Origin of the sequence: Serratia sp. CY81684 (assembly GCF_052166595.1) — a bacterium.
GTDB classification, from domain to species: domain Bacteria; phylum Pseudomonadota; class Gammaproteobacteria; order Enterobacterales; family Enterobacteriaceae; genus Serratia; species Serratia nematodiphila.
Map to the genome: position 1 here is coordinate 1 of NZ_JBJNOO010000002.1, position 24,914 is coordinate 24,914.

Annotated in this window: 26 protein-coding genes; 13 read left to right on the forward strand and 13 right to left on the reverse strand. The window is 60.0% G+C overall.

What is annotated here, in order from left to right:
- Positions 1 to 112: 112 nt before the first annotated feature.
- Entirely contained in the window at positions 113 to 1,009 is an 897-nt protein-coding gene (locus ACJ8QF_RS07525) for a PhzF family phenazine biosynthesis protein (protein ID WP_280631620.1), read from the reverse strand.
- 54 nt (positions 1,010 to 1,063) lie between these two features.
- Positions 1,064 to 1,981 carry a DMT family transporter gene (locus tag ACJ8QF_RS07530; protein ID WP_004940731.1) on the reverse strand — a complete coding sequence of 306 codons (918 nt, stop codon included), beginning with the start codon at positions 1,979 to 1,981 and terminating at the stop codon, positions 1,064 to 1,066.
- A 178-nt stretch (positions 1,982 to 2,159) separates the two neighbouring features.
- Between ACJ8QF_RS07530 and ACJ8QF_RS07535 the strand changes: the two genes are divergently transcribed.
- The 4 genes from ACJ8QF_RS07535 (at position 2,160) to ACJ8QF_RS07550 (ending at position 4,746) form a co-directional block, all read left to right on the forward strand.
- Positions 2,160 to 3,029: a helix-turn-helix domain-containing protein gene (locus tag ACJ8QF_RS07535; RefSeq protein WP_004940729.1), complete on the forward strand. Its 870-nt coding sequence runs from the start codon at positions 2,160 to 2,162 to the stop codon at positions 3,027 to 3,029.
- A gap of 18 nt (positions 3,030 to 3,047) precedes the next feature.
- Positions 3,048 to 3,482: a glyoxalase/bleomycin resistance/dioxygenase family protein gene (locus ACJ8QF_RS07540; RefSeq protein WP_004940727.1), complete on the forward strand. Its 435-nt coding sequence runs from the start codon at positions 3,048 to 3,050 to the stop codon at positions 3,480 to 3,482.
- A gap of 310 nt (positions 3,483 to 3,792) precedes the next feature.
- Complete coding sequence (locus ACJ8QF_RS07545; RefSeq protein WP_004940725.1) at positions 3,793 to 4,245, forward strand: MoaF-related domain-containing protein; 453 nt, start codon at positions 3,793 to 3,795, stop codon at positions 4,243 to 4,245.
- Positions 4,246 to 4,254: 9 nt separating this feature from the next.
- The gene (locus ACJ8QF_RS07550; protein ID WP_004940723.1) at positions 4,255 to 4,746 is read left to right on the forward strand and encodes a nuclear transport factor 2 family protein; all 492 of its coding nucleotides are present in this window, start codon (positions 4,255 to 4,257) and stop codon (positions 4,744 to 4,746) included.
- Between the two features lie 171 nt (positions 4,747 to 4,917).
- On the opposite strand, the gene ACJ8QF_RS07555 is transcribed toward ACJ8QF_RS07550, so the two are convergent.
- A complete protein-coding gene (locus tag ACJ8QF_RS07555) occupies positions 4,918 to 6,117 on the reverse strand; it encodes a multidrug efflux MFS transporter (protein ID WP_004940721.1) in 1,200 nt (399 codons plus the stop codon).
- A gap of 255 nt (positions 6,118 to 6,372) precedes the next feature.
- Between ACJ8QF_RS07555 and ACJ8QF_RS07560 the strand changes: the two genes are divergently transcribed.
- From ACJ8QF_RS07560 to ACJ8QF_RS07570, 3 genes are all read left to right on the forward strand, one after another.
- The gene (locus ACJ8QF_RS07560) at positions 6,373 to 6,945 is read left to right on the forward strand and encodes an isochorismatase family cysteine hydrolase (RefSeq protein WP_033633093.1); all 573 of its coding nucleotides are present in this window, start codon (positions 6,373 to 6,375) and stop codon (positions 6,943 to 6,945) included.
- The gene (locus ACJ8QF_RS07565) at positions 6,942 to 7,958 is read left to right on the forward strand and encodes an FUSC family protein (protein WP_131164222.1); all 1,017 of its coding nucleotides are present in this window, start codon (positions 6,942 to 6,944) and stop codon (positions 7,956 to 7,958) included. Before ACJ8QF_RS07560 ends, ACJ8QF_RS07565 begins: the two co-directional genes overlap by 4 nt.
- A gap of 92 nt (positions 7,959 to 8,050) precedes the next feature.
- The gene (locus ACJ8QF_RS07570) at positions 8,051 to 8,500 is read left to right on the forward strand and encodes a MarR family winged helix-turn-helix transcriptional regulator (RefSeq protein ID WP_004940714.1); all 450 of its coding nucleotides are present in this window, start codon (positions 8,051 to 8,053) and stop codon (positions 8,498 to 8,500) included.
- 37 nt (positions 8,501 to 8,537) lie between these two features.
- On the opposite strand, the gene ACJ8QF_RS07575 is transcribed toward ACJ8QF_RS07570, so the two are convergent.
- Positions 8,538 to 8,819 carry a YjcB family protein gene (locus ACJ8QF_RS07575; RefSeq protein ID WP_004940713.1) on the reverse strand — a complete coding sequence of 94 codons (282 nt, stop codon included), beginning with the start codon at positions 8,817 to 8,819 and terminating at the stop codon, positions 8,538 to 8,540.
- A gap of 294 nt (positions 8,820 to 9,113) precedes the next feature.
- On the opposite strand from ACJ8QF_RS07575, the gene mrdA reads away from it, so the two are divergent.
- Positions 9,114 to 11,039 carry a penicillin-binding protein 2 gene (gene mrdA, locus ACJ8QF_RS07580; RefSeq protein ID WP_442537418.1) on the forward strand — a complete coding sequence of 642 codons (1,926 nt, stop codon included), beginning with the start codon at positions 9,114 to 9,116 and terminating at the stop codon, positions 11,037 to 11,039.
- A gap of 107 nt (positions 11,040 to 11,146) precedes the next feature.
- Positions 11,147 to 12,865 carry a penicillin-binding transpeptidase domain-containing protein gene (locus ACJ8QF_RS07585; RefSeq protein ID WP_033633091.1) on the forward strand — a complete coding sequence of 573 codons (1,719 nt, stop codon included), beginning with the start codon at positions 11,147 to 11,149 and terminating at the stop codon, positions 12,863 to 12,865.
- Between the two features lie 5 nt (positions 12,866 to 12,870).
- On the opposite strand, the gene ACJ8QF_RS07590 is transcribed toward ACJ8QF_RS07585, so the two are convergent.
- Both ACJ8QF_RS07590 and ACJ8QF_RS07595 read right to left on the reverse strand, forming a co-directional pair.
- Positions 12,871 to 13,269: an SRPBCC family protein gene (locus tag ACJ8QF_RS07590; RefSeq protein WP_131164220.1), complete on the reverse strand. Its 399-nt coding sequence runs from the start codon at positions 13,267 to 13,269 to the stop codon at positions 12,871 to 12,873.
- Between the two features lie 46 nt (positions 13,270 to 13,315).
- Positions 13,316 to 14,554, reverse strand: coding sequence for a hypothetical protein (locus ACJ8QF_RS07595; protein WP_085336921.1), 1,239 nt, complete (start codon positions 14,552 to 14,554; stop codon positions 13,316 to 13,318).
- A 335-nt stretch (positions 14,555 to 14,889) separates the two neighbouring features.
- On the opposite strand from ACJ8QF_RS07595, the gene ACJ8QF_RS07600 reads away from it, so the two are divergent.
- Complete coding sequence (locus ACJ8QF_RS07600; protein ID WP_442537419.1) at positions 14,890 to 16,515, forward strand: methyl-accepting chemotaxis protein; 1,626 nt, start codon at positions 14,890 to 14,892, stop codon at positions 16,513 to 16,515.
- Positions 16,516 to 16,668: 153 nt separating this feature from the next.
- Here ACJ8QF_RS07600 and osmB read toward each other — a convergent pair whose 3' ends face one another.
- Positions 16,669 to 16,881, reverse strand: a complete 213-nt coding sequence (osmB, locus tag ACJ8QF_RS07605; protein WP_004940700.1) for an osmotically-inducible lipoprotein OsmB — start codon at positions 16,879 to 16,881, stop codon at positions 16,669 to 16,671.
- A 230-nt stretch (positions 16,882 to 17,111) separates the two neighbouring features.
- On the opposite strand from osmB, the gene ACJ8QF_RS07610 reads away from it, so the two are divergent.
- From ACJ8QF_RS07610 to ACJ8QF_RS07620, 3 genes are all read left to right on the forward strand, one after another.
- Positions 17,112 to 17,507, forward strand: a complete 396-nt coding sequence (locus ACJ8QF_RS07610) for a DUF427 domain-containing protein (RefSeq protein ID WP_440484152.1) — start codon at positions 17,112 to 17,114, stop codon at positions 17,505 to 17,507.
- 134 nt (positions 17,508 to 17,641) lie between these two features.
- On the forward strand, positions 17,642 to 18,112 hold the full coding sequence (locus tag ACJ8QF_RS07615; protein WP_004940698.1) for an Rrf2 family transcriptional regulator: 471 nt from the start codon (positions 17,642 to 17,644) through the stop codon (positions 18,110 to 18,112).
- Positions 18,113 to 18,305: 193 nt separating this feature from the next.
- Positions 18,306 to 18,443 carry an AcrZ family multidrug efflux pump-associated protein gene (locus tag ACJ8QF_RS07620; protein ID WP_004940695.1) on the forward strand — a complete coding sequence of 46 codons (138 nt, stop codon included), beginning with the start codon at positions 18,306 to 18,308 and terminating at the stop codon, positions 18,441 to 18,443.
- Between the two features lie 39 nt (positions 18,444 to 18,482).
- On the opposite strand, the gene ACJ8QF_RS07625 is transcribed toward ACJ8QF_RS07620, so the two are convergent.
- From ACJ8QF_RS07625 to ACJ8QF_RS07650, 6 genes are all read right to left on the reverse strand, one after another.
- Complete coding sequence (locus ACJ8QF_RS07625; protein ID WP_004940693.1) at positions 18,483 to 19,244, reverse strand: amino acid ABC transporter ATP-binding protein; 762 nt, start codon at positions 19,242 to 19,244, stop codon at positions 18,483 to 18,485.
- On the reverse strand, positions 19,241 to 20,146 hold the full coding sequence (locus tag ACJ8QF_RS07630) for an amino acid ABC transporter permease (protein WP_004940691.1): 906 nt from the start codon (positions 20,144 to 20,146) through the stop codon (positions 19,241 to 19,243). The genes ACJ8QF_RS07625 and ACJ8QF_RS07630 overlap by 4 nt, the downstream gene beginning before the upstream one ends.
- Positions 20,143 to 21,057: an ABC transporter substrate-binding protein gene (locus ACJ8QF_RS07635; protein WP_049188854.1), complete on the reverse strand. Its 915-nt coding sequence runs from the start codon at positions 21,055 to 21,057 to the stop codon at positions 20,143 to 20,145. Before ACJ8QF_RS07635 ends, ACJ8QF_RS07630 begins: the two co-directional genes overlap by 4 nt.
- A gap of 17 nt (positions 21,058 to 21,074) precedes the next feature.
- Positions 21,075 to 22,412, reverse strand: coding sequence for an LLM class flavin-dependent oxidoreductase (locus tag ACJ8QF_RS07640; protein ID WP_048795820.1), 1,338 nt, complete (start codon positions 22,410 to 22,412; stop codon positions 21,075 to 21,077).
- A gap of 19 nt (positions 22,413 to 22,431) precedes the next feature.
- Positions 22,432 to 23,736 carry an MmgE/PrpD family protein gene (locus ACJ8QF_RS07645; protein ID WP_286094139.1) on the reverse strand — a complete coding sequence of 435 codons (1,305 nt, stop codon included), beginning with the start codon at positions 23,734 to 23,736 and terminating at the stop codon, positions 22,432 to 22,434.
- 225 nt (positions 23,737 to 23,961) lie between these two features.
- Positions 23,962 to 24,849 (reverse strand): LysR family transcriptional regulator, encoded by an 888-nt coding sequence (locus ACJ8QF_RS07650; protein ID WP_442537420.1) that lies wholly within the window; start codon positions 24,847 to 24,849, stop codon positions 23,962 to 23,964.
- Positions 24,850 to 24,914: the final 65 nt, after the last annotated feature.

Here is a 24,914-nt window from a genome sequence, read left to right on the forward strand (position 1 = left end):
ACAGAACCAGGCGCTAGCTGAACTTCTTTCCGCGAGAGATAATTACTGAGCCTCATTAGGGCAAGCCGAAGGGGCAGATAAAACCACTCCCTCCAACCTGTTACCCCCCAAACTAAATACCCAATGTACCATTAATCAGGGTGCAGCACTGCCCGCCGATCCAGGGCTCGCCGTCAATAAAGCGCACGCTCACGCGGCCATCTCGCTTCAGTTGGGTGCCCTGGCGCACCTGGTAACCCTGTGCGGTCTGGCCGCCGTCGGGGAAGCGGCTGGCCTTCAATAAGCGCGCCAGGCAGGCGTTGGCGCTGCCGGTTACCGGATCTTCAATCAAAACACCGCATTCCACCATAAACGCGCGCATTTCGTAATCGGCCGGTTCGGTTGCGGAGCAGGCGCCATAAATCACTACGCCATCCACATCACAGGCGGTTTGCAGCTGTTTAATCGTGGCCTGATCCGGCGTTACCGCCAGGCAGGACTGCGCGTCCGGCAGGCGCACCATCAGCCAGCGAATGCCCATCTCGGCAATCACCGGCGGGGTGCCTGCTGCAATCACTGCAGGCCGTAAAGCGGCCGTCAACCGTTTGGTTTCCTCGGCCGCCATGGGGCGGAACTCTACTTCGGGCGCGGCGAAGGCCAATGCGCCTTCCGGCTGGATATTGACCGCCACCAGGCCGACGCCGCATTCCTGCATCACCGTTCCAGGGCGTTTAGGCGTCAATCCGGCTTTCAGCAAGGCGTGGGCGGTGCCCAGCGTTGGGTGGCCGGCGAAGGGCAGCTCTTTTTCGGTGGTGAAAATGCGCACCTTATAATCCGCCGCCGGGTGCGTCGGTTTAAGCACAAAGGTGGTTTCCGAAAGGTTGGTCCAACGGGCCAATGCCAGCATCTGCTCGTCGTTCAGCCCTTCGGCTTCCAGCACCACCGCCACGGGATTGCCGAGCAGCGGCGTGGCGGTAAACACGTCCACCTGTTGGTAGGCGCGGGGTGTCACATCATCACTTCTGAGCATTTGCCATCGTCCGTTATCAACAAAACCTGATAATAACGATATTCGCCAATGGCTTCAAAGGGTTGAGTTTTGTTTTGAGATACCCGCCCGTCGCCACTTCAGCCCCGGCTTGGCGAACATCACCAGGTTGCCCAGCAAAATCAGGCACAGGCCCAGCACGGCGTTGAAGTGCCACTGGTAGCCTTCGTAGATCGTTGAGATGGTCAGCGCCACCAGCGGGAACAGCAGGGTGCTGTAGGCCGCCGCGCCGGCGCCGATGCGGCCGAGCAGGCTGAAGTAGGCGGCGAAGGCGATCACCGATCCGAAGATCGCCAGATACAACAGGGATCCAATATAGCGGCTGCTGTATTCCATCTGGAACGATACGCCCTGCGCCAGGGCGATCAGCGCCATCAGCAGCGCGCCGTAGGTCATGGCATAGGTATTGGTGGAAAAAATATCCAGCCCGCGGCGCTGATGGCGCGCGCTGATCATGTTGCCCAGCGAGAAGCCGTAGGTGCCGAGCGCGCTCAGGCCGATGCCTTTAAGCAGCTCCGGCGCCATGCGGGTGGCGGCCAGATCTTGCCAGAACAGCGCCACGATGCCGGTCAACCCCAGCAGCGCCGCCGGCAGCAGGTTGGGGCTGGGGCGCTGGCGGAAGAACAGCAGGCTGTTGAGGGCGTTGAACAGTACCGCCATCGAGAAAATCACCGATTCCAGCCCGCTGCTGATATAAGCCGCCGCGTGGTAAAAGCAGAAGAAGTTGAAGCCGAACACGCAGCAGCCCTGCAGCACGCAGAACAGATGATCGCGCGGGGCGATGCGGCGCAGGCGGCGCGTTAGCAACAGCACGGCGAACATCACCGCGGCGGAAATGGCGAAACGGTAAGCGATCGACACAGGAATGGCCACCGGGCCTTCCTGTTGCAGGGTAATCGCTATCCAGGTGGTGCCCCAAATCAGCACCACGGCGAGGTACAACAGCGCATTCATTCTATTCACTCCGAAAAAACCGATGGCGCAGTATCCGCTTTGGCGCGCGGCGGCGCTTGCAGCGCTTTGCGCCCAGTTGCATATTCTTGCGCTTTTTTTGCCAAAAGCGCGGGGCGGCCGCTGGCATGCCGCGGCGCCACTCTTTACACTGTCAGCATGTCGAACAACGGGGCCGGCGATGTCCAACTATCAGGCGTTTGAAACACTGCGAGAGCACAAGGCGCGGCTGCACGGCAGCGTGCTGCTGGGCACCGGCGTGGAGCTGGCGGCCTGGTCTAACTGCAACGATCGCGTCACGCAGGAAAGCGCCGACCACCATACCCTGAGCCTGTACGTCGCCGACGGCTATGAGTGCTACCAGCAGGTGCCGGGCGGCTGGCGCAACGGCGGCGGGCCGGATCGCTTCTGCATCATGCCGCGCCAGTACGCTTCCACCTGGGATGTGCGCAGCGATCTGTCGTTCGTGCATCTGTATTGTACCGACGGGCATCTGCGCCGGCTGGCGGAGCAAACCTGGGATCGCAGCCCGGCGGCGATCAACGTGGAGCCGCGCAGCTTCGGCGAAGATCCGCAGATCACGCTGCTGTATCGCCAGTTTTTGCTCAACTGCGACTGGCGGGACAGCGCCAACCTGCTGGCGCTCAGCAGCGCCTCGAACCTGCTGATGTCGCACCTGATCCAGCGCTACAGCCAGCTGCAGTGGAAGCTGCCGGCGGCGCGCGGCGGCCTTGCTCCCGCGGCAGCCAGGCGGGTGCGGGAATATATCGCAAGCCACCTGGATCGGCCTTTGTTGTTGGCCGATCTGGCGGCGCAGGCCGGGTTGAGCGAATACCATTTTGCCCGCATGTTCAAACATTCGACCGGCCTTGCGCCGCACCAGTTTGTGATGCGCGCGCGGCTGCAGCGGGCGGAACAGCTGTTGCGGCATAGCCAACAGCCGATCACCGAGATCGCGCTGGCGTGCGGCTTCAGCTCCGCCAGCCATTTCAGCAACCGCTTCAAGGCGGCCTATGGACTTGCTCCGCTGCAGGTGCGGCAGGGGCGCTAACCGGAAGGGAGTGCAAGCATGGATCAACCATTTGCCGGGCTGGGCGTGTTGTTCGTCGCCGGATTCGGGCCGATCACGCGTGAGAGCGACGAGAGCAAGGCGTTTTATGTCGAGGCGCTGGGGTTGCCGCTCAAGCCGATGCCGGGCAACGAAACCTATCTGCTGGCCGAGCAGGGCGCGCTGGACGGGGTGAAACACTTCGCCCTGTGGCCGCTGGCGCAGGCGGCGCAGTCCTGCTTTGGCGACGATCGCTGGCCGGCGGATCTCGCGGTGCCGCAGGCATGGATCGAGTTCGACGTGGCCGACATGGCGGCCGCCACCCAGGGACTGATCGATCGCGGTTATCGGCTGCTGGTCGCCAATCGTGAAGAGCCGTGGGGGCAAAGCGTTACCCGTTTGCTCAGCCCGGAAGGGTTGCTGGTTGGCGTCACCTATACACCCTGGCTGCGTTAAACGCCACGCCGTTCGCCGCCGTTTCCCTGCGGCGGGCGGCTTAAGAATAAATACGCATTAGCTTAAAGCGATCTGCGCTATAGACCCATCAAATCCCCGAGTGGTTTCCCTTCCTGAAAGCAGTAATTCCGTTCATTGCGTAAAAACCAATGGCCAGAACGCGCTATTGCTATGCCATTTTACGGCGATTTTTCGCCCGCTTTTTTCGCCGCCAGGTGCCTGATAGGAATAGAGATTATTCTTATATTTCCGCCAACCGTTAAGAAATAATAATGATTCTCGTTTTCAACCACGGAAAGGAGAAGGAACGATGAAAACAGTGAAACGAACGGGCATCGCGCTGGCGATAGCCCTGACTTTCCCCCTGGCATTGCCTGCCGCTTTGGCGGCGCAAACCACCCTGACAAACAGTAAGGCGGCGACGATGACGGAAAAACACGGGCAGTTTATTGCGGTCGGTAAAGTGGTGCAGGTGACCTTCGGCGATTTCGCCTTCAAGCTGGATTTTACCGATGACAAGACCATGACCTTCACCGGTATCGGCGAAGCTTCGCAGGGCATCACCGATACCGTGCAGTACACCGCGGTGGAGATTCGGCCGAAGGTCTACATGGTCTATTGGCATGAACCGCAGTCCGGCGACAACGTGACGCATGTCGAGGACTTTGAGCGCGGCGAGGTGTACACCAACATCGCCGCCAGGGACGGCAGCTTCACCCATCTGAAAGGGCAGCTGAAAATCGTAGGTCACTCAGGAAAATAAGGAGCAGTTATGAAAAAGGTATTGATCACCTGTGCGATCGTCGGCGGTTTGCTGGCGAGTTACCCGGCGCTGTCAACGGATCAGGCGGCGTCTTACAAGTCGGCCGGCAAGGGCGGTTATCATCATGCCCAGCAAAAGCTGAAGGTGGTGGAAGATCTGTATGCGGGCTTTTTCAACCGTCATGACATCAGCGTGGCGCAAAAGCTGATTGTGGAGAACTACAAGCAGCATAACCCGTTCGTCGGCGACGGCATCAAGCCGTTCCTGGATTTCTTCAGCCAGACCTTCAAAGACAATCCGCAGTACAGCGCCAAAATATACCGCAGCGCGGTCAACGGCGATCTGGTCTACGTTCACGTCCAATACCAAAATAACCCGCAGGATCGCGGCACCGCCAGCGTGGATATTTATCGGGTGAACGATCAGGGTAAAATCACCGAGCATTGGGACGTCAATCAGGATGTGCCGGAAAAATCGGCCAACGACAATACCATGTTCTGATCCAAAAGGGCCGCTGCGGCGGCCCTCTACATGCCGGTAACACTTTATTTACTTACATAAATACCAAACGTTCATCGTGTCGAGTAGGCTACGGCCGCCTTTGGCAGTGGTGGCACGGTTGATGGGCGTCATTGTCCCGCCACTGCTTGAGGCGTTTCCCCACATTCCTCGTTATCCCGCGCGTTGATTTTCCACTTTTTTGAACTGATGTCGCAGCTGCAGCGCATTGCAAAGCACCAATACCGCCGTGACGGCGAACACCCAGCGGAACCCCATCATCGCCGAAATGCCCGATCCCAGCAGCGGGCCAACCACGTTGCCCAGGTACATAAAGGATTGGTTATAGCCGAAGATGCGCCCGGTCACCTGATCGGAGGAATACTTCAGCAGCAGCGCCTGCACCGCCGGCATCAGCGCGCCGTCGGCGAACCCCAGCAGGAAGCGCAGAATGCCCAGCTGCAGCGGCGTATTCACCCAGGCCATCACGGCGAACAGACCGGTGGTGAACAGCAGCGCGGCGATCAGGATGCGCGCGGTGCCGATGCGATCGCCGAGCCGCCCGAGGCGTGGCGCCGAGATCAGCGCCGCAATGCCGGGCACGGCGGCAATCATGCCGCTGACAAAGGCGATATTGCTGACGTCGCCCGACAGTTCGCGGATGAACAGCGTCAGGATCGGGCTGATGGAGGAGTTAGCCAGCTGGATCATCAGGGTACAAACGAACAGCGTGACGATCAGCGTTGGATAAGGCAGCGAACGGAATACCGCCTTGCCGCTTAGCTGATCCGCTTTTTTCACCGTGATGCGCCGTTCTTTAATCAGGAACAGCGTCACCAGGAAGCTGACGAACATCAGCCCGGCGGTGACGAAAAACACCACCCGCAGCCCCAGATGGTCGGCCATCAGCCCGCCCAGCAGCGGCCCGGCGATCACGCCGGAGATCTGCCCGGTAGAGAGCGTGCCCAGCGCCCAGCCGCTTTTATCGCGCGGCGCCTGCGAGGCGACCAGCGCCATGGCGTTGGGAATATAGCCGGACGTCAGCCCCATCAGGGCGCGCAGCGCGAACAGCTGCCAGACGTTGGTGGCCAGCCCCTGCAGGGCGATGACGATCGCCATGCCCAGCGAGGCGCGCAGCAGCATCAGCTTGCGGCCTTTGCGGTCGGCCAGGCTGCCCCACAGCGGCGACACCACCGCCGAGACCAAAAAGGTGCCGCTGAACACCAGCCCGGACCACAGGCTGAGGGATTGATGATCGCTGACGCCGAGCTGTTCGACGTACAGCGGCAGAAAAGGGAGGATTTGGCTCATCGCCAGCCCGGTGAAGAAACACCCGAGCCAGACCGAGATCAGATTGACTTTCCACGCTTCCATCGACTTGTCGTACCACTTTGAATTTGGAGGGATTTGTTAAGCAAGATAATAATAACACCGCGAACTGGCCGGCGCGGGGGAAATGCGTGAGAAAACGTAAAGCTCGTCGGCGGTGTTGTTACATTTCGCTATAAATTAATAGCTATATTATCATAGGTATTTATTTTAAGCTACTCCACCAAGCCGCTCAACAATTCGGCGGCGCCACACTCTCTCTACCCATTTCGCCGTGTCGGCGGCAAGGAGACGCTTTCTATGAATACCGCACTGATCGCTCTGGATTACATCGTGGATATCTCCCACCCGGAAGGAAAAATTGCGCGCTCGGCGCAGCAGGTCATCGAGCGCGATGCTATCGCGCGGGCAAATAGCGCATTGTCTCTCGCGCAGCGCAAGGATTGGCTGCGCATATTGGTTAAAGTCGGTTTCGCGGCCGGCTATGTCGATCAACCCAAATACTCGCGGATGTTTGGGCAGGCGCATCAATTTGGCGCTATCGCACTGGGCCAGCCGGGCACGGATTTTCATCCTGATTTAGCGTCTGATTTGGGGGAGTTAACCATCGTAAAACCGCGCGTCAGCGCGTTTTATGGCACCAATCTGGATGCGACGCTGCGCGCCCGCCGCATTGAACGGTTGGTGATCTGTGGGGTCAGCAGCACCTGGGCTGTACAGGCGACGGCGCGCGACGCGCACGATCGCGATTATCAGGTGCTGATACTGGAAGAGGCTTGCGCGGCGGCCACGGCGGAAGAGCACCGGATCTCGATGGAAACGCTTGCCACTATTGCCGATATCGTCACGCTGGAACAGCTGAGCGCATTGTGAAGCTGCTGCGTGAAGAAATCGCTTGGCGTCAGCTGCGACGGGGAGCATGGGTGTTGGCGCCGTTGCTGGCCCTGAGCCTGGCGACAGGCAATGCCAACTGGCTGAAGGCTTCGGTGGTCACCATATCGCTGTTTGTCGTTTGTGAGCGCCTTGAACTGGCGCCGCTCGGCGTGGCGCTACATGCGGCGGCATTGCTGCTGCTCTTTATGGCGCTGCTGTGCGCCATGCACTCGCCGGTCATCTTCATTTTGGCGTGCGTGTTGGCAGCGGCGGCGGCGGTTGGGATCTCCGCGTTCGGCGGCAAGCTGCGATCCCTGGGGAATTTTATTTTTATTCCGGCTCTTTATCTGGCGTGTGAAACCGCTGAAGGTGGCGCCGGCGCGCCATTAGCCCAATGCGGCTGGGCGCTACTCCCTTTTCTGGGGGCAGCCGTCTTGCCGGTGCTGATGCTTGCACTGGCAGAGCATCGGCGGCTAGCGCGGCTGTCGACGAGTGACAGCCTGCATCATTATCTCCAGCTGCGTCGCAGCGATGAGCTTGGCGCTCGCGTGGCCTGCGGCGAGGCTTTGCTCGCCGTAAGTTGTGCCGTTGCACTGTCGGCCGCGATCGTTGAGTGGCAACACCTCGATTACGGGCAATGGGTGATCTGGTCGGCCGTCAGCGTGATCAGCGGCGATATGGCCGGTACGCGCAACAAACTCCGCCAGCGTGCGTCAGGCGCATTGCTGGGCGTGCCCGTCGGTATTTTGCTGGGCAGCCTCATGCCGCATGGCAATGTGGGTTATGAACTGCTGAGCGTGGTGACGATGCTCACCCTGGTGTCTTTTCATCGTTATACCTTGGGATTTGGCGCCCGTTGCGCCTGCATCGCCTGCGCGTTGGTGATTGCCGGAAAAGCGCCGTCGATCGCCGCAGAAAGGGTGGTCAATGTGTTGCTGGGCGGTGGCGTCGGTCTGCTGTTCGCTTTGGTGGTGCATGCGGTGTTGCCGCTCAACGCCGGCACCCGCCAATAGCGAGCTGGCATATTTCGTCCGCCAATTTCGGTTGACCGTTCCCGGTCTCGGTGTGAAAGTACGGACAAATCTATCGTTATCTATTGACGCCAATGAAAAAAGATCATCCTGAAGACGTGACGCTGCTGCGCACGCAATTAATGTCGCTGGTGCGCCGTTTGCGGCGCGAGTCGCGCAGCGACGAAAAATCCTGGGCCCAGCTGATGCTGCTGGGAGCTATCGATCGTCACGGCGGCGAGGCGACGCCGTCGCTGCTGGCGGAGTCGGAGCGCATGCGTTCCTCTAACCTGGCGGCCGCCTTACGGGAGCTGGAGGCCGATGGGCTGCTGGTGCGCACGCCGGATGCCGAAGACAAACGCCGGGTACGGGTGCGCCTGACGCCCGCCGGTCTGGGCCTGTTGCAGCAAAGCCGCAGCCGGCGCGAGGCGTGGCTGCTGGCGGCGATGGAAAGCTGTTTAACGGAGCAAGAACAGGCGCAGCTGATCGAAGCGGGGGCGTTGATGGCGCGGCTGGCGGCGGCGCCGTCAACGGACGCGGAATAATCGGCGGGGCGGCAGATGCGCCGCCCGTGCAGCGAGGTTACGGCATCGGCCAATCGGCCGGCATGGTGCTGACGACGTCCACGTAGCGATCCCAGGCCGATGACCAGAATTGGGTGAAGGCTTCCAGGGTGAGGTGGATGCCCATCAGGCCCATCACGAACCAGCAGGCGGTAAACAGGCCCAGGCTGCTGAACATGAACGCCATGCCGTTGCGGCTGGTTTTACGGCAAACGACGTTTAACTGGCTGGCGAAGAACATCATCACGGCGCTCAGCAACTCCCAGCGCATCATGACTAAACCGGTGGCAATGGTACTCATCGAACTCGATCCTATGTAACAAAAAGCCGCATCCGGCAGGGCGCCGACAGGGAAATGCGGGGGAATAACGGGAATAATGTGATTCAGATCACATTGTAGCATTGGGGCGAACGGCGGCTCAATGGGCAGCGCGGTGAAAAAATCGCCGACGGTAACATTCCAATATGCTGAAACAGTTATGCCATTTCATTAGCAACCTTTTCATGGGGCGGCGCGCTCGATAACGCTATGCTTGCCGGCTTTTCAGTTCCCTGATTTTACGGGGAAATGTGACGCAAAAGGTATCGGCACCGCATGGCCCTGTTAAAAGAAAAAATTCGCGACCACTCTGCGGAAGAGAGGCTGTTTATCCGCCGGGCAGGCGTAGCGCTGGCGCTGGTGGTGGTCTGTTTCGGCGCGCTGATCGTTAACCTCTACCGGCTGCAAATCCGCCAGCACGGCTTTTACCAGACGCGTTCCAACCAGAACGACATCAAAATGCTGCCGCTCGCGCCCAGCCGCGGGTTAATCTTCGATCGCAATGGCACTCCGCTGGTGCGAAACGTGACACTGTATCGTGTCGAAATCACGCCCAGCAAAATCACCGACATGGCGGCGCTGCTGCAGGCGCTGACGCCGATCGTCGATCTGACGCCGGAGGACATCAGCGCGTTTCGCGACGATATGCACCACAACAGCCGCTACAAGCCGGTGACGCTAAAAACCGGGCTGAGTGACACTGAGGTGGCGCGCTTTGCCGTCAATCAATACCGTTTCGACGGGGTGACCATCGATACCTATCAGCAGCGTGAATATCCTTACGGCGCCCAGCTGGCGCACGTGCTGGGCTATGTGTCGAAGATCAACGACAGCGATCTCAAGCGCCTGGACAAGGCCGGCCTGAGCGAGAACTATGCCGCCGACCGCAACATCGGCAAACAGGGTATCGAGGCCTATTACGAATCCGAACTGCACGGCACCACCGGCTATCAGGAGGTGGAGGTGGATAACCATGGGCGGGTGATCCGCTTGCTGAAGGAACAGCCGCCGAAGGCCGGCAAAAACATTTACCTGACGCTGGATCTGCCGCTGCAGCAGTACATCGAATCGGTGCTGAAGGGGCAACGCGCCGCGGTGGTGGTGGAAGATCCGCGCGACGGCGGCATTCTGGCGATGGTCTCCAGCCCCAGTTACGATCCCAATCCCTTCGTCAAAGGCATCGGCTATCAGGCCTATAAGGCGCTGCTGGGCAACCCGGATCTGCCGCTCATCAACCGCGTTACCCAGGGGTTGTACCCGCCGGCTTCCACGGTGAAGCCCTACATGGCCGTTTCGGCGCTGTTCGCCGGGGTGATCACGCCCACCACCACCTTTTTCGGCGCGCCGACCTGGACGCTGCCCGGCACCGAGCGGCGCTACCGCGACTGGCTGAAAACCGGCCACGGCATGCTCAACGTCACCAAAGCGATTGAAGAGTCCGCCGATACCTTCTTTTATCAGGTGGCGTATGAGATGGGCATCGATCGCATTCACCACTGGCTGAGCCAGTTCGGTTATGGCCAGTCCACCGGCATCGATCTGAACGAAGAGTACCGCGGCGTGCTGCCGAGCCGCGACTGGAAGCTGAAGGTGCACAAAAAGGGCTGGTATCAGGGGGATACGGTCTCGGTGGGCATCGGCCAGGGGTATTGGGTGGCGACGCCGATCCAGATGGTGAAAGCCTTGAGCACGCTGCTCAACAACGGCCGGGTGAAAACGCCGCATCTGTTGTATTCGCTGCAGCAGGGCAACCGGGTGATGCGCTACCAGCCGCCGGCGCAAACGGCGCAGATCGGCGATCCCAACTCGCCTTATTGGGGCATCGTGCGCAACGGCATGTACGGCATGGCCAACTTGCCGAACGGCACCGGTTACAAGCTGTTCCACACCGCGCCGTATCAGATCGCCGCCAAATCCGGCACCTCGCAAGTGTTCAGCCTGAAGCAAAACCAGACTTACAACGCCAAAATGATCCCGGTGCGGCTGCGCGATCACATCTTTTATACGCTGTTTGCGCCCTACAAAAATCCCCGGGTGGCGATGGCGCTGATCCTGGAAAACGGCGGCGGCGACGGCGTGGTGGCGGGGCCGACCGCGCGCGCGATCCTCGACCACATTTTTGACCCGGCCAACGCGCCACAGCCCGGCGATACGCCGCAAAGTAAACCGCAGTTAAACGACAGCGCGGATGTGCAACGGTGATGCGGTTTGTTTTTACTTTCTTACAAACTGCAATCTCCTGACCATTTCCGGCAAGGTAGACTGAAATAACACCATAAACTGAATAAAAACGTAGGGTTAACACAACAGTGGCGCCATCGACCAAAAAGAGCGGTAAAACCTATTCCACAGTTCGTTTCGGCTGGATTTGCGCCGGCATGCTGGTCTGTTTTTTTCTGTTGGCGTTCAGGGTCGGCTACCTGCAACTGCTGGAACACCAGCAGTTGGCCAATCAGGCTGACCAACGTTCGATCCGCACCCAGGTGGTGCCGACCAACCGCGCCATGATCACCGATCGCAACGATGAGGCGCTGGCGGTCAGCGTGTCGTCCAAAGACATCGTGCTGGATCCGAAGCATATTCTCGATACCCAGACCGATACCGGCAACGAACGCTGGCAGAGCATGGCCAACGTGTTGAAGATCCCGCTGGCGGACATCCAGCACCTGATCCAGAGCAACGCGCGCAAACGCTTCGTTTATCTGGCGCGCAAGGTGGAGGACGATAACGCCGCCTACATCAGTAAGCTGCACCTGACCGGCGTCAGCACCGAGCAGGATTTCAGCCGCTTCTATCCGATGGGCCAGGACGCGGCCGGACTGATCGGCATCGTCGGCCAGGACAATCAGGGGCTGGAGGGCATCGAGCTGGGCTTCAACCCGCTGTTGCAGGGCAAAAACGGCCTGCGGGTCTACCAGAAGGACGGCAGCGGCGCGGTGATCGGCGTGCTTAAAAGCGTGGATCCGGTGCCGCCGCCGAACGTGACGCTCAGCATCGATAAATTTATTCAGTACGTGCTCTATGCGCAGATCCGCGACGGCGTGGTGGCTAACCAGGCCGACTCCGGCTGTGCGGTGCTGGTCAAGATCGACACCGGCGAGGTCCTCGGCATGGCCAGCTACCCGTCGTTCAACCCGAACAACTATGGCAGCACCCCGGCGAAGGATATTCGCAACGTGTGCAGCAGCGACAGCTTCGAACCGGGCTCGACGGTGAAACCGGTGGTGGTAATGGTGGGGCTGGAGCATAAGCTGATCCGGCCGGATACGGTGCTGGACACCACGCCGTATCGGGTGAACGGTCACCTGATCAAAGACGTCGGCCATTGGTCGAAACTGACCATCACCGGCGTGCTGCAAAAATCGAGCGACATCGCGGTATCGCACATTGCGCTGGCGCTGCCGGCCACGGTGCTGCCGGCGGTCTACCGCAGCTTTGGCCTGGGGCGACCGACCGAGCTCGGCATCGGTAACGAGAGCAGCGGCTACTTGCCGCAGCATCGCGAACGCTGGGCCGATATCGAACGCGCTACCTTCTCCTTCGGCTATGGGCTGCGCGTGACGCCGCTGCAGATGGCGCGCGAGTATGCCGCGATCGGTTCCTTCGGCATTTATCGGCCGCTGTCGATCACCAAGGTGACGCCGCCGGTGATGGGGCAACGTATTCTGCCGGCGGATACGGTTCGGTCCGTGGTGCATATGATGGAGAGCGACGCCTTGCCGGGCGGCAGCGGGGTGAGCGCCGCAGTGCCGGGCTACCGGCTGGCGATCAAAACCGGTACCGCCGAGAAAATGGGCCCGAGCGGCAAATACGACGGCGGCTACATCAACTACACCGCCGGCGTGGCGCCGGCCAGCGATCCGCAGGTGGCGCTGGTGGTGATGGTCAACAACCCGAAAGCCGGCAAGCACTTCGGCGGTTCGGTGGCCGGGCCGGTGTTCGGCAAGATCATGGCCCAGGTGCTGGAGCACATGAATATTCTGCCGGATGCCCAGCCGCTTAACGTGGTGTCGTCGGTCAAGGGGTAAGGGGATTAGCGCGATTCCAGCAGGCGCTTCAGCGCCTGCAGATCGGCGTTCACCAGCCCGACGTCGCGGGCGAACAGCGCGTCGTCCATGTCCGGCTGGCGGAACAGGGTGAAGATCACCTCGGCGCCTTGTCGGTTGGCGAGCGCGCGCAGCGGCACGTAGACTACGCCGCCGTCCGGCAGCGTCACCCAATGATCCAGCACGCCGAAGGCATTGGGCGCGCTAAATCGAATGCGGATCCGCCCCTGCGGGGTCTCCGCCATCCAATCTTCACCTTCCCGCCGTAAGCTATTGGTTAATCCTTTGGCCCACAACGGGAAGTTTTCCGGGCGGCTGAGAAAGGCGTACACCTCGTCACAGGGGCGGTTGATGGCGACATGCAGCGTTTGCGCGCTCAGCATCATGATTTCTCCGGTTGACGGCGATACTTCAGTGTAGATCCCGCCGCGCTCAGAAGTAGTAACCGATGTTTACGTTGGTGCGAAAATACCATTTATTGCTGCCGGAGGACTGGGTGCCGGTCCAGCCGGTGGCGTTTTCCACGCCGCCCCACGGATTGGCGTTCTGCGCCCAGGTCAGATCCACCCACAGCATCACCGGCATGGCGAACACCTGCACCCCGAGCGTATTCATTTTGGAGTCGGAGCCGCCGTGCCTGTCCTTCCAGAGCACGCTGTAGTCGTTGTAGAAGCGCAGCTTTTTCACCGGTCCCCAGGGCACCTCGACGTCGCGCGCCAGGTTGATGGCGGCAGTGGTGGCCTGCGACGGGATCAGATAGGCCGGCGTCAGGCCGTTGCCGCCCATCAGGATCACCGAATTGCTGGCGCCGGCCGGGCCTTTGGCGTCGTAACCGTAGCGGATCACCTGGCCGGACAGATGCCAGGCATCCCGATTCACCAGCGTATGCAGGCCCGCCGCCCAGAAGCTGCCGTTATCGCCGGTCGCCTGGTTGTAGAGCCGCGAGGCCGCCAGCGAACCGCCGAGCTCATTGTCCCAGCCGCCCTGGTGGAAAGCCCGCGTCAGCCGCAGGTTTACCTGATCGCGTTTTTCGTTGCGCTGCAGATGCTGTGAGGCAAAGTTGGTGTTCTTCAGATCGTCGTAGCTGGCGACGTCGGGGGCGTAACGCACGCCGGTCGGCATCATGCGCGGGTAGTAGGCGGCGTCAAAGGCCCAATCGCCCCGTTGGTATTGGTATTTGGCGCCGAGCCCGGTGTTGACGCCAAAGCCGAGGTAAAACGGAATGCCGTACGACCAGCCGAACTGCGGATAGGGCATCAGGCCGAACGGTTTGAACGGCGCGCCCAGCTGCACGGTGGAGCGCTCAGACAGGTGGTAGCCGACATAGGCGCGGTCGATGGCGTATTTACGCCGATCCTGAAACCAGAATCCGCTATCAAAAAACGCGTCGTTTATCTGGCCGGCGGCATCGATGCGAAAGGCGTCAAAGCGTAAATGCGGCGGATGCCGATAATTGCTGCTGTGCCAGTCTTCATAGCGATAATTGGCGCGCAGCGCGCCGCCGATATCAATATTCTTTTTATTATCCTCGCTTTGCCAATGAATATGCGGAAAGGCCGGGCGGTTTTTTTTTACCGGCGCCACGGTGGCAGCAGCGTCGCTGGGTAATGCGACGGTAGTCGCGTAACTCACTGGTGAAACAAGAAAAAAACAAAGGGTGATCTTGCGCATGCTTTGCCCCTGGTGAATATTTGGTTTTTATTAAGACGAGCGGGGTTTACCTGTGAATAAGGCGCTATTGCTCGTTTGTTTTATATTTGAGACGTTTCATTGTGCGTTTCATATATTAAATTCATTTCCGGTTAATATATGAAACTTTGTTTCTTGTTTAATGGGAAAACTATAAATCCGGTATTGAACAAGTCAAGAAATAAAAATGAGCGTTGACGAGAAATTCCGATTATTGGGTCGCCCTGGTTTGCGGGGGCGACACAAAGCAGGCTGAAATAGTCGTGTCATAAATGCGCGTTAGACTCGCGGCATTCTGGCATTACTGGCTAAAAATCATGAACATGAAACTGACACTTGGCCGCCGGGTAAAACCTGCGGCAGCGCTGCCGCACGCGTTTGGCATCGGCAAGAGCATGGGCTTATTAGGCGGCGTAATTTGCGTTATTGCGCTATTTTCTCTGCTGCAATTGTTTTCCACCGTATTTATTTCCACTATTCTGCACGACGCCAAGGTTAACCTGGTGACGGGAGACGGGTTGCATCGCCAGCAGGCGACGATGGATCGCGCCAGACTGTCGCTGCTGACGGCCAGCGACACCCTGAACCGTGCGGGCATCTATTATCTGCAGGACAAAGTCACCGGCTCCGACGGCAGTTGGCATAGCCTGCTGGATGAATCGTTGGCGGCGTTGGAGACTTCAAAGCAGGCCTTTGCCCGGTTCGAGCGCTTGAGCGCGGCCGCGCCCGAAGCGGCGGGCGCCCTGAAAGACAGTTATCGCCTGTTCTATGACGGTCTGAAGGAACAGGCGCAAGGGTTGCAAAGCAGCGCCAGCATCGATGCGTTTTTCGCCGTGCCGATCCAGGCGTTTCAGGCGGATTTCAACGAAAAGTACCTCGCTTATCAGGCGCTGAACGAACAGCATGGCAATGACGTCAACGTGCGGCAATTGGCGGCGCTGGAGCAGGCCAATACCTTTGCGCTTGGCGCATTGGCCGCGCTGGTGCTGATCGCCGTGGGGGTGTGGTTCGGCGTCGCCCGCTGGGTGATAGCACCGCTGCAGCGGGCAATTGTCCACCTCAACGTGCTGGCCGCCGGCGATCTTTCGCGGCCGCTGCCGCCTGAGCGGGCGTTGAACCGCGAGATGCGTCAGCTACAAACCAGCATTGGCCACATGCAGGGCGGTCTGCAGCGCCTGGTAAGCGAGGTGCGCGATGCGGCGAGCGGGATCCTGAACGGCGTCGAGCGGCTGGCGGACGGCAATCGACAGTTGACGGCACAGTCGGCAAAGCAGGACAGGGAACTGCAGTTGGCGACCGAGCACGTGCAGCAGTTGGCGGCGCGGGTGGAAGAAAACGGCCAATACGCGCAGCAGGCCAGCCAACGAACCGAACAGGCCCGGCAGTGCGCCGGCGCCGGTGAGCAGATGATGCAAACCGTCAATGTTTCGATGCTCGGGATCGTCAACCAATCGGCCGAGATGCGCGGCATTGTCGCGCTGATCGACAGCGTGGCGTTTCAGACCCATATTCTGGCGTTGAATGCGGCGATCGAGGCCGCGCACGCCGGCGTTCACGGCCGCGGTTTCGCCATCGTGGCTAAAGAAGTGGGCTTGCTGGCGCAAAAGAGCAGCCATTCGACGCGCGATATTCAGCAGTTGATCGGCCGCTCATTGCAGCAAATCGATCAAGGTTCGCAGGCGGTCGAACGGCTGACGGGCAACCTGCGCAAAATTATCGATCTGGTGAACAAATGCAGTGCGCTGATGGGGGAAATCTCGCTGGCGTCGTTCAATCAAGGGGAGAGCATCCAGGACGTGACGGCGCGCATCACCGCGCTGAATCAGGTGGCGCAGCAAACCGGCGCCGTGGTGAGCGCGGTGACCGAGGCTTCGCAGTTGCTGCAGGGGGAGTCGGAACGATTGGATAAAGCGATGGCGCGCTTCAGGCTGCCGGTGCAATAAATCACCCTGACGCGGGTTAATGAATAATAAAGCTGCGCTTAATGTTATTCATTATTTCCCTGTGCTGAGGGACGTTATTTCGATAAATAAAAACAGGCCGGCGCTTATGGATTAAAAAAGCGCCGCCCTGCAGAGATTATTTTAACGGGAGGATTAACGGCTGGTCTGGTGGCCGATAATGCCGCCCAGCGCTGCGCCGCCGAGGGTGCCCAGCGTGCTGCCGTCGGTCAGCACTGCGCCGCCGACCGCGCCGACGCCCGCGCCGATCGCCGTGTTGCGATCGCGATTGGACATATGCCCACATGCGGTAACGGAAAGCGTTGCCATCACCACCACCAACACACCTGCGGCACGTTTAATATTCATAATGAGTTCCTGGTAAATTGGCTGATTAATGGATTAAAAATAATCCGATTAACCCACCGGTAGAAGTTGGGATGAATGTATTCCTCCGAAAGAAAATCGAACAGGTAAAAATTCTTAATTTTGCGGCGGTGAAAAGCGATTGCTCGCCGAATGTGCGGCCACCGACAAAACCGCTGGTCTATACTGGGAAGACGCCTCGCGGGGGCGGGGCACACACTCTGGAGGCCGCCATGTCCGATCTCGTTTCCGCGTCCGGCAAACCGGTGAAAATCCCCGGCCCGGATCACCCGATCACCTTGACTCGTCATCCGACGCGGGTCGTGGTGCGTGCTGCCGGGAAAACCCTGGCCGACAGTCGCAATGCGCTCATCCTGCAGGAAGCCACCTATCCGCCGGTGTTTTACTTTCCGCGTGAGGATGTGAAGATGGTGCTGTTGCAGAAAAACGAGCACGTCAGCTACTGCCCGTATAAGGGCGACTGCAGTTATTTCACCTTCGCGCTGAACGGCGCACAGGGGGCCAATACGGCCTGGAGCTATGAAATGCCTTACAACGCCGTGGTGGCGATCAAGGATTATCTGGCATTTTATCCCGACAAAGTGACAGAAATCAGTACTGAAGCCTGACCTGCCGCCGCCGCCGCCGGGCGGGGGCAGGTTGACATTCCGCTTATCCCTACTCATTATGTGTATTACTGGAAACTGATACGCTTTCCTTATGTTTTAATCCGACATAAACGAAACTCTGAGCAGGTGCCAAGGTGTCTACCTCTACGCGATTTGCCGTTGCCATCCATATCCTGACCAACATCACGCTGTGTCGTGGCCAGACGGTGCGTTCCGAAGATATCGCGCGCAGCGTCAACACCAACCCGACGGTGGTGCGGCGGATCCTCGGCGCGCTGGCGGAGGCCGGGCTGACCTATTCGCAGATGGGGCAAGGCGGCGGGGCGCTGCTGGCGCGGCCGGCAGAAGCGATCTCGCTGCTGGACGTGTATCGCGCGGTGGAGGATCAACCCTATTTCATGCTGCACCGCGCCCGGCCTAACGATGCGTGTTATATCGGCCACGCGATTACCCCGGTGCTGGAGCAAGAGTTTGCGCGCGTTGGTCACGCTCTGGAGGCCAGCCTGGCGCAAACCAGCATCGCCGAAATGGCCGGGCAGGTCGAGCGGCAAGCCGGCTATCCTTTTGTCCCTTGTTCAGCGCAATATCAAGCGGATACGCAATAAAAACCCACGCCAATTCCGTCTTCCCGCAGAGCATTTTTTGCATTGCGTTAATGTAATTGTGTAAGTTACATTAGCTCGCATCAAGTGTGATGTGGCTCACGTTTTAGACTGCCTCCCCACGATAATCGATCGATTGGCCGGAAACCTTTTCTTCCGGCGCAGATTCGCTGTGCTTATAAACCAGGAGAGAACGATGTTAGAAATGCTTGAAAGCTTGGCCACCGTGGTGGTCCTGGTGCCGGTAATGGTGGCCGTCTTGCTCGGCGCGATTTACGGCTTGGGTGAAGTGTTCAACGTCTTTTCCGCTATCGGCCGCAAAAATAACGGCTGAATTTGAACGTCAGGGGACGCAACGCCCCCTGACGCAGGACTACAATACCGTCGCCAGGAAGTTGCGCGTCCTCTCATGTCCCGGCGCATCCAGAACCTGCTGCACGCTGCCCGTTTCAACCACCTTTCCCTGATCCATAAAGACAATCTGGTCGGCCACTTCGCGGGCGAAGCCGATTTCGTGCGTGACCACCACCATGGTCATGCCCGAATGCGCCAAGTCTTTCATCACCTGCAGCACTTCGCCAACCAATTCAGGATCGAGGGCGGAGGTCGGTTCATCAAACAGTAACACCTGCGGGTTCATCGCCAGCGCGCGGGCGATGGCGACGCGTTGTTGCTGGCCGCCGGACAGTTCTCGCGGCCAGGCGTTGATGCGATGTTCCAGCCCGACGCGGGCCAGCAGCTGCTTCGCCCGTTCCTGCACCTCGGCTTTTTTTTCCTTTTTCACCCGCAGCGGCGCGTCGCTGACGTTTTGCAACACGGTGCGGTGCGCAAACAAGTTGAACTGCTGAAATACCATGCCGATGCTTTTACGCTGTTCGGCCACCTCGGCTTCTTTCAGCTCGTACAGATGCCGGCCTTTTTGACGATAGCCGATCAGCTGTTCGCCGACGCGAATGGTGCCGCCGTCCAGCTTTTCCAGGTGGTTGATGCAGCGCAACAGGGTGGATTTGCCGGAGCCGGAAGGGCCGAGGATCACCGTCACCGAGCCTGCCGGGATGGTTAGGCTGATGTTTTTCAACACGTCGGTGCCGGAAAAGGATTTCCGCACCCGGTTGATGTGGATGGATGCGCTCATTGTTCACCTCCCTGAGGGGCTTTGCGGTTGAGGAAGAACCCGCCGCGGCGCGTTGCCTGCGTGCCGCGGCCAAAATAGCGCTCCACGTAGTATTGGCCAATCGACAGAATCGAAGTCATGGCCAGATACCACAGGGTGGCGACCAGCAGCAGCGGGATGACCTCGTAGGTGCGTTGGTAAATGATCTGCGCTGAATACAGCACGTCCTGCAGGGCAATCACCGACACCACCGCGGTGGTTTTCAACTGCCCGATCACCTCATTGCCCGCCGGCGGCAGGATGGTGCGCATCGCCTGCGGCAATACCACGCGCCACAGGATTTGCCCACGACGGTATCCCAGCGCTTTGGCGGCTTCCAGCTGGCCGCTGCCGACGCTTTGGATGCCTGCGCGCACGATCTCCGCCGCATAGGCCGACTGATGCATCACCAGCGCGATCACCGCCGCGCTGAAGGTGCTGATAAGGGTATTGGTCGGCGCGCTGGCGACTTCGCCAAGAAACGGGATCCACAGGCTGATGCGCGGATAAAGCGCGGCGATGTTGTACCAAAGGAACAGCTGCACCAGCATCGGCACCGCACGGAAGAACCAGGTGTAGAACCAGCTTACCGCAACCAATACCGGATTGGCCGACAGGCGCATCAGCGCCAGCAGCACGCCACCGGCGAAGCCGAACACTACCGAAATCACCGTCAGCTTAAGCGTCATGAGCACGCCGTTGAGGATGGAAGCCTCGGTGAGGTTTTCCGCCACCACCGCCCATTCAAAGCGCGGGTTGTGCAGCATGGAATTGATGATAACGCCGACGATCAACAGCACAACCAGGGCGCTGAGCCAACGCCCGTAATGCCGATGGCCGACGATGCTCAGTTCCGCGTCGTCGACAGGGGGTTGCCCACTCATTTGGCGATCTCTTCATTGATGCCGGCGGTTTTCACTGCACCAAAACCGATATCCCAGCCGTCGAGGATTTTCTGGTAACTGCCGTCGGCGATCAGAGAATTCAGCGCCGCCTGCACCGGTTTCACCAGTTCGGAGCCTTTCGGCAGGGCAATGGCCACCGTGGTGCCGTCAATGTTGATATCACCGGCCAGCGTCAGCGGTTTAACGTGGGTGGCCTGGTAGCGCAACCCTTCATACGGGCCGAAAAACATCGGTACGCGGCCGCTGATCACCGCTTGCACCCCGGCCGGGCGGTCCGGGAAGATCGGCATGGTGATGGCCGGCTTGCCGGCGGCGACGCATTGATCGCTGGCCTGCTGCAGGCGGGTGATCTGCGAGGTGCCTGCGCCGGCGCCGACGGTCTGGCCGCACAGCTGCGCCAGCTCGGTGTAAGGGCCTAGCGCAGCGTCTTTGCGGGCGATCAAGGCCAGCTTGGAAGCGTTGTAATAGCCGACGAAGTCCACCTGCTGGAAGCGCTTTTTGTTGGCGTCAATGTTGGCCAACGCGACGTCATAACGGCCGGACTTCAGGCCGGGGATGATGTTGTCGAAGCCGCCGGTGTCCTTCCAGTGGATCGCCACGCCCAGGCGATCGGCAATCGCGCTCATCACGTCGATTTCACGCCCGGCCAGCGTTTTGTTGTCCGCCTGGTAAAAGGTGGTCGGCGGGGTGTTCGGGTTGGTGCCGGCAACGATATAGCCGGCCTTTTTGATCGCTTCAGGCAGGCTGTCGTGCAGCGCCGGATCGACGGCAGCTTTCACCGCCGCCTTGAAGGGAACATCGCCTTCAGCGGCATGACCGGCTGCCAACGGCGCCAGCGTGGAGGAAGCCAACAGCAGGGACAGTACGGTGCGTTTGAATGTGGTTTTCATCATGATTTCCCTGCGGATTAAGCCGATTTTACGTTAGCGAAGTTGATTGCCGGTTCCGGCAGACCCAGGTTTTCACGCAGGGTTGCATGCTGATACTCTTCACGGAACAGGCCACGGCGACGCAGCTCCGGGATCACCAGCTCGACGAACAGTTCCAGCTGGTTGGGCAATACCGCCGGCATGATGTTGAAGCCGTCTGCGCCTTGCTGTTCCAGCCACAGCTGGAAGTCGTCGGCGATCTCTTCGGCGGTGCCTACCACCACGCGGTGGCCGCGCGAACCGGCCGCGACGGCCGCCAGCTCACGCAGCGTCAGGTTTTCCCGCGCGGCCAGATCGGTCAGCAGTTTCACGCGGCTTTGGCCGCCTTCGGTGGCGCCCACGTTCGGCACCGGGCCGTCCAGCGGATAATCGCTCAAATCGAAACCAAAGCGCGCCGACAGCTGCTCAATGCCGTTATCGATATCCACCAGTTGATTCAGCTGATACCAGGTTTCCTGCGCTTCTTCTTTGGTACGCCCGACAATCGGCATCACACCTGGCAGGATCAGCAGGTGGTCCGGGTTGCGGCCGGCGTCGGCCACGTATTTTTTCTGACTGCGGTAGAAAGCTTGTCCTTCTTCCAGGCTGGCGGCGGCGGTGAACACCACTTCGGCGGTTTCCGCCGCCAGCTGCTGACCGGCCGGAGAAGAGCCGGCCTCAATGATCACCGGCCGTCCCTGCGGCGAGCGGGAAATGTTCAGCGGGCCCTGCACCGAGAAATGCTTGCCCTTATGGTTGGCGGCGTGGATTTTCTCGTCGATGGCGTACACGCCATTTTGCTTGTCGCGCACGATGGCGTCTTTTTCCCAGCCGTCCCACAGTTTGTAGCTGGCTTCGAGGAATTCCCGCGCCACTTCATAGCGTTCGGCGTGCGACGGCAGATCTTCACGGCTGAAGTTGCGCGCCGCATCGCTGGAGAAAGAGGTCACGACGTTCCAGGCGGCGCGGCCGTGGCTGATATGGTCGATGGAGGCCATGGCGCGTGCCAGGTGGAAGGGTTGATCGAACGTGGTGGAGGCGGTCGCCGCCAGCCCGATATGGCGGGTGTTGACCGCCAGCGCCGCGAGCAGCGTCAGCGGCTCCAGGCGTGACATCGTCGAGGGCAGGCGGTGCACGCTGGTTGCCAACGCGTCGCCGACGAAGAACATATCGAAGGTGCCTTCTTCGGCTTTTTTTGCGATCCAGGTGAACCAGTCGATATCGGTCGGTGAACCGCTGGCGCCTTCTGCGCGCCATCCCCCGATGTGGTGCCCCAGCGCCTGAACGAACAGGCCGAGACGGAGTTGGCGCGATGGTGTTGAAGGTGAAGTACTCATAATTATTCCTGTTTTATTATTAATTTAACAATGCAATCAGTCGCGGCAGCGCGCCAGGGGACATAAGCGCGCAGTCGCGGATAACGCTCTCGCCTTCGAGGCCCGGAAGCAGCTGCAGAATGGCGCGCAGCTTGGCGTCGAGGTCTGTCGGCCGGGCGGCGGTTTGCTTTCTTGTGACTATGTCACTTATTTGCCTCCCGTCCTGCAGCGTCAGGGTCAGGCGATGGAAGCGCATCTCCGGATCGAGCGCGTCCGGCGGGGCCGCGGGATCGGCATGGCGCTCAACTTTTGCCGCCAGGGCGGCGATAGCCGCATCGACAGGCTGTTCGCCGTAATGCGTCAGCGGGACCTCGCCGTGGTATAGCGCATCGGCAATGACGTATTCGAGGCTAAAGCGCGCTTCCACACCGGTGGCCGGTTGGCGAATAAAGGGCGCAGTATCTGCGCCGGGCGGAAAACTGACCTCAACCTGTGCGATCTCCGCAAGGGTGTCGCCTTGTGCCAGCAGCCGCGCGCGCAGGGCGAGCGCCGCCTCGGCCGCGCTGTGAGTGCCACCGCAAGTCGGGTACCGCTTGAACTCCAGCCCCGGCTGCAGGATGCGCCAGGGCGTACCCCAGCCGGCGGTCAGGCATTCCGGTTTTTGCCGGCCGCCGCCGTGGGAAGTCAGCAGGCTGTCCAGCACGCCCTCCGGTTGGCCGATGAAACCGGCCTGAGCCAGAAGGGCAGCGTTGACCGCGTTGCGTGCCGCCAACCCGGCGTGCAGCGGTTTGGCCGCCGAACCGAACTGGCTGCGCAGGCCCGCTGCCTGCGTGGCCGCCAGGCCCAGAGCAATCTGCGTCTGCCGCTGGTCAAGCTGCAGATAACGCGCCACGGCGGCGCAGGCGGCGACCGCGCCCAGGGTGGCGGTGCTGTGAAAACCCAGCACGTAATGTTGCGTGCCAGCGGCCAATCCCAGCCGGCCAGCGGCCTCTACGCCGATGACATAGGCGGTTAACAGCTCAGTGACATTGTCACTCTCGCCGTTCAGCGCCAGCAGGGCCGAGAGCACTACGGTGCTCGGATGGCCACGCAGCGCAGGATGGTAATCATCGAAGTCCAACGCGTGGCTGACATAGCCATAGCGCAGTGCGCGGTTCTCGCTGCCGTTCGGCGGAAACGTCTTACCGATCGCTGCCAGACCGGCATCGCTCAACGCCCCGCGGGCAATCGGCAGCGCGCAGGCGAAGTAATCTTTCACGCCGCGGCGAGCGGCTGACAGGGCGTTTTCATCCGGCTGGCTGTTCAATATCAGATGGGCGAATTGGGCGGTTATCGGTAATGACAAGGCGTTAACACCTGAATTTATATACGGTTATGCACGAGTGCGGGGTGAAAGGTATTGTGTGGCGATTTTCGTTGTCCCGAAAGAACGAACGGCGCTTCCATATCTCTGAATGGAATATAACGACGGCACTGCGCCGCCGTCAGAGCTGCTGGCAGGCGCGGCAGGCTGCGCCTTAGCTATTTTTGTGCAAAGCAAAGCTGTATTTGCTCTAGCACGATAGAGGACTCAGGCCGAGAAAAGGCGAACGCTCATGATGTCGATAAATGCCCTGAGACGCGGTGTAAGATGTTTGCTTGAAGGCCAGAGAATTTTGAGACTGCCACTGTGTCGGCAGTGGTCGCCAAGCACCGGTTGGAGCCGCCGTCGCTCCAGCGCCTCTCGCACCGCGAAATCGGGCAAGCAGGCGATGCCCAGGCCCTGTTCCACCAGGTAAATCAGCGTGTCGACGGTGTTGCATACCGTGCGCTTGCCCAGGCCTTCGTCGAGCAGTTTATCTCCGCCCGCCACCGGCCAGGTCTCGATTTTGCCGGTGGTGGGGAATCTGTATAACAGGCAGGCGTGATCGCGCAGTTCTGCCGGCTGGCGGGGTATTCCCGCTCGGCGCAGATACTCTGGCGCCGCCACCAGCTGTAGGTGAAACGTGCCCAGTTGGCGGCTCATTAAGCGAGAGTCCTCGGTATCGCCCACGCGGATCACCGCATCGAACCCTTCTTCGATCACCGCGACTCGACGGTCGGAAAAATCGGTTTCCAGCTCAATCTCCGGGTAACGCCGGACAAATTCCGCCAGCACCGGATTCAGCAGGTCGCCCACCAGCGGCAAACTGACACGCAGCTTGCCGCGCGGCGCGCTGTGCGTATCGCTGATTTCCCGTTCCGCCGCCGCCAATTCCCCGAGAATGCGCTGGCAGCGGTGCAGAAACAGCCGGCCTTCGGCGGTCAGCGTCATGCTGCGCGTGCTGCGGTGGAACAGACTCGCGCCCAGCCGATTTTCCAGGCGGGCGATGCTTTTCCCCACCGCGGAAGCGGAAATGCCGAGCACGCGCCCGGCCTCTACGAAACTCAGCGTCTCTGCGGCCTGCACAAAGACGTTCACCCCAGACAGATTATCCATTGCTTGCCCCATTGCGGACTTGAGTGTCCGCTATGAAAGGAAATCTAGCCTGTTTTTTCGTTAAT

Bases quoted from the DNA above. Each gene is read 5' to 3' on its own strand.
- ACJ8QF_RS07630 (WP_004940691.1), bottom strand. From the start codon at position 20,146: ATGAGTGGGCAACCCCCTGTCGACGACGCGGAACTGAGCATCGTCGGC.
- ACJ8QF_RS07555 (WP_004940721.1), bottom strand. From the start codon at position 6,117: ATGGAAGCGTGGAAAGTCAATCTGATCTCGGTCTGGCTCGGGTGTTTC.
- ACJ8QF_RS07635 (WP_049188854.1), bottom strand. From the start codon at position 21,057: ATGAAAACCACATTCAAACGCACCGTACTGTCCCTGCTGTTGGCTTCC.
- ACJ8QF_RS07610 (WP_440484152.1), top strand. From the start codon at position 17,112: ATGTCCGATCTCGTTTCCGCGTCCGGCAAACCGGTGAAAATCCCCGGC.
- mrdA (WP_442537418.1), top strand. From the start codon at position 9,114: ATGGCCCTGTTAAAAGAAAAAATTCGCGACCACTCTGCGGAAGAGAGG.
- ACJ8QF_RS07530 (WP_004940731.1), bottom strand. From the start codon at position 1,981: ATGAATGCGCTGTTGTACCTCGCCGTGGTGCTGATTTGGGGCACCACC.
- ACJ8QF_RS07540 (WP_004940727.1), top strand. From the start codon at position 3,048: ATGGATCAACCATTTGCCGGGCTGGGCGTGTTGTTCGTCGCCGGATTC.
- ACJ8QF_RS07575 (WP_004940713.1), bottom strand. From the start codon at position 8,819: ATGAGTACCATTGCCACCGGTTTAGTCATGATGCGCTGGGAGTTGCTG.
- ACJ8QF_RS07570 (WP_004940714.1), top strand. From the start codon at position 8,051: ATGAAAAAAGATCATCCTGAAGACGTGACGCTGCTGCGCACGCAATTA.
- ACJ8QF_RS07545 (WP_004940725.1), top strand. From the start codon at position 3,793: ATGAAAACAGTGAAACGAACGGGCATCGCGCTGGCGATAGCCCTGACT.
- osmB (WP_004940700.1), bottom strand. From the start codon at position 16,881: ATGAATATTAAACGTGCCGCAGGTGTGTTGGTGGTGGTGATGGCAACG.
- ACJ8QF_RS07625 (WP_004940693.1), bottom strand. From the start codon at position 19,244: ATGAGCGCATCCATCCACATCAACCGGGTGCGGAAATCCTTTTCCGGC.
- ACJ8QF_RS07600 (WP_442537419.1), top strand. From the start codon at position 14,890: ATGAACATGAAACTGACACTTGGCCGCCGGGTAAAACCTGCGGCAGCG.
- ACJ8QF_RS07525 (WP_280631620.1), bottom strand. From the start codon at position 1,009: ATGCTCAGAAGTGATGATGTGACACCCCGCGCCTACCAACAGGTGGAC.
- ACJ8QF_RS07550 (WP_004940723.1), top strand. From the start codon at position 4,255: ATGAAAAAGGTATTGATCACCTGTGCGATCGTCGGCGGTTTGCTGGCG.
- ACJ8QF_RS07535 (WP_004940729.1), top strand. From the start codon at position 2,160: ATGTCCAACTATCAGGCGTTTGAAACACTGCGAGAGCACAAGGCGCGG.
- ACJ8QF_RS07595 (WP_085336921.1), bottom strand. From the start codon at position 14,554: ATGCGCAAGATCACCCTTTGTTTTTTTCTTGTTTCACCAGTGAGTTAC.
- ACJ8QF_RS07560 (WP_033633093.1), top strand. From the start codon at position 6,373: ATGAATACCGCACTGATCGCTCTGGATTACATCGTGGATATCTCCCAC.
- ACJ8QF_RS07590 (WP_131164220.1), bottom strand. From the start codon at position 13,269: ATGATGCTGAGCGCGCAAACGCTGCATGTCGCCATCAACCGCCCCTGT.
- ACJ8QF_RS07620 (WP_004940695.1), top strand. From the start codon at position 18,306: ATGTTAGAAATGCTTGAAAGCTTGGCCACCGTGGTGGTCCTGGTGCCG.
- ACJ8QF_RS07640 (WP_048795820.1), bottom strand. From the start codon at position 22,412: ATGAGTACTTCACCTTCAACACCATCGCGCCAACTCCGTCTCGGCCTG.
- ACJ8QF_RS07650 (WP_442537420.1), bottom strand. From the start codon at position 24,849: ATGGATAATCTGTCTGGGGTGAACGTCTTTGTGCAGGCCGCAGAGACG.